General features: G+C 70.7%; 2 protein-coding genes. Both read left to right on the forward strand.

From position 1 onward, the window contains the following. Positions 1 to 1,335, forward strand: a 1,335-nt coding sequence (locus AB0G16_RS38590) for a phosphopantetheine-binding protein (RefSeq protein WP_362815964.1), incomplete at its 5' end; no start/stop codon positions are given. A 37-nt stretch (positions 1,336 to 1,372) separates the two neighbouring features. Next, a partial coding sequence (locus AB0G16_RS38595; protein ID WP_362815965.1) for a condensation domain-containing protein occupies positions 1,373 to 2,756 on the forward strand: 1,384 nt, incomplete at its 3' end.

Here is a 2,756-nt window from a genome sequence, read left to right on the forward strand (position 1 = left end):
CCTGTTCCCGTGCTCGCCGGCGCGGGTGGGCGGGCACCCGAGAGCCAGACCGAGCGCGTCCTGGCCGAGATCTTCCGCGACGTCCTGCGCCTGGAGCGCGAGCTGTCGGTCGACGACGACTTCTTCCGGCTGGGCGGAGACAGCATCCTCGCCGCGCGTCTCGTGTCCGCCGCGCTCGCACGCGAGCTGTCGCTGACGCTCCGGGACGTCCTCGAGCACCGGACCGTGGGTGGGCTGGCCGGCGCGTTGCCCGCTCCTCCGGCCGATCAGGTCGATCAGTTCGATCAGGAGCCCGTCCCGGCCCCGGTGTCCGCGACCCTGGATCGCCTCAGGGAGTCGGGCGCCGACCCGAACGCCTGGGTGTACACCGAGACCTTCGAGCTCCCCGGCCATCCGGAACTTCGTGCCGCATACGCCGCTGTCGTTGCGGGAACGGACGCACTGCGTATGTCCGTGCAGTGTGTCAGCCGGCGCCTGTGGCTCAGCCACATCCTGCCGACGGCGCCGGCGGCGGTCACCGAACTCGCGCCGGCCGACGACGCCGACTTGGCGGCACTGCGCGCGGCGGCGACGGACCTGGTGGACATCACGATCGGGAGACCGTCCGCCCTGGCCTTCGTCCGGACACCGACCCGTACGGTCGTCTCCCTTGCCGTCCACGCCGGCGCAGCGGACCGTGCCTCGGTCCATCGTCTCGTCGACGTGCTGCGGTCCGACGTCCCGGTGGAGTGGGCGAACACCGGGCTGGCGCCGGCCCTTCAGGCCGTCGAGGAGGCCGGCGCCGCCACCGGCACGTCAGGCGCGGAGGAGTGGCTGGACCTGCTGAAGAACCGTGCGGATGTCGACCAGAACATCTTGGCGCCGGGCCGGGCCGAGACGTTCGACTGGGTGGGGCCGCGTGGCGAAGGCGCCGTACGGAACGCTGTCCGTCGCGCGCTGTGGGTGACGGGAGCGAACACGACCGGTGGTCTCGTCGATGAGGAGGTCGCCATGGTCGCCGGGGCCGGCTCAACGCCGCCGGGTCCGTTCACGGCGACCGTTCCGTTACCCGTCGACGACGAGGACCGGACGGCGACCGTGGAGTTCCCGCTGCTGCGTCACCACAACCAGGCCGGGCGCCGAGCCCTGCGGCGCGCACCGGTGCCGCAGGTGCTCATCACCCGGGTCCACGGGCCGGCGGCGGACCGACCGGAAGGCGTCGAAACGCTTTACCGGGCGGTGATCCGCTATCACCTCGGCCCGGACGCCACCACGATCACGATGCTTGGTTTCGACGCCTCGGTCACGAAAGCCGTGCGTGACGCCTTGACCGGCACCGTCGTGACCTCGATCTGATCTACCCCCCCTGCACTGCACCGACCTTGGAGGATCCATGTCTGGCCGACTCGTCCCGTTGACCCGGGCACAACGCGGCGTGTGGGCGGCGCAGCGTCTGGTCCCCGAGGCGACGGCGTTCCGGATCGGCCAACTGGTGTGGTTGGACGGCCCGATCGACGTCGTGGTCTTCGCGGACGCGGTCGAGCAGGCCTTCGCGGAGTCCGAGGCGCTTCGCACCCGATTCGCCGAGCTGGACGGCGCGGCGTACCAGAGCGTCGAGGAGGGCGCATCGCTCCCGACCACGGTCGTCGACGAGCCGGCCGGGGACGACACGATCCGGCACCGTGCCCGGACCCCCTACCGTGCGGTCATCGACGTCACCGAGCCGTCCCGCTCGGAGTCCGTCCTGTTCCGGCGGGACGGCGGCTCATGGGCCTGGGCGTTCACGACGCACCACCTCGTGCTGGACGCGTACGGTCTGTCGCTGTTCACCCGCCGCGTCGCCGAGATCTACACGGCCCGGCTGCACGGCGCCGCGCCCGCACCACGCTGGTTCGGCAACTTGCTGGACGTCGTCGGAGCCGAACCCGCACCGGCTGCCGACCACCGTCTTCCCGACGACTGGACGTCGCTGTTCGCGGAGGCGGAACCACTCGGTCACGCGGCGAACGTCCGCGTCGACGAGCTGTTCAAGCTTTCGCAGCAGCAGGTAACCGTTCCGCTGCCCGCCGACACGTGGGGGCGGATGCAGGATCGCGCCCGACGGTCGCGGGTGAGCTGGGCGGCCTACCTGACCGGTCTGTGGGGCGTCTACACCGCTCTCGGCGAGAACCGCCGTGAGCTGATCGTGCGTGTCCCGTTCATGATGCGCGACGACGCCGTCGCCCTCCGTACGCCCGGCATGCTGGTGAATTCACTGCCGATCGTGACACGACTGTCCGGTGCGTCGTCGCTGGAAGAGATCGTGCACAGCGTGGCGCAGCAGCTGCGCACGACGAGCCGTGACCGGAACCTGACCGAGGAACAGGTGGCCCGCGTCTGGCCGGGCGGTGAGTTCGACTACCTGTGCCTCCCGGTCATCAACATCAAGGCGTTCGACTACACGGCCCGGTTCGGCGACGTGACCGGTCGGCAGGAGACCGTCAACGCCGGTCCGGTGGGGCGTCTCGAGCTGGTCGTCTACTCGGACCCGGTGCACGGTTCCCGGCTTGAGCTCGCCGGCCACGAGTCGCTGATCGGACCTGCCGAGCTGGCGAAGCACGCGGAACGCTTCGCCGACTTCGTGGCGGCCACCCTCGACCGGGACGCCGGCACCGCGATCATCGAACTGCCGGACACGATGACCTCCACCGAACAGGCTCTGCTGGACGACTGCGGCACGGGCGCGCCTTTGGAGGTGCGGTCGCTCACCCTGGACGGGTTGATCCGGGAGCGGGTGG

The organism is Streptosporangium sp. NPDC023615 (assembly GCF_040640155.1).
Classification (GTDB): domain Bacteria; phylum Actinomycetota; class Actinomycetes; order Streptosporangiales; family Streptosporangiaceae; genus Streptosporangium.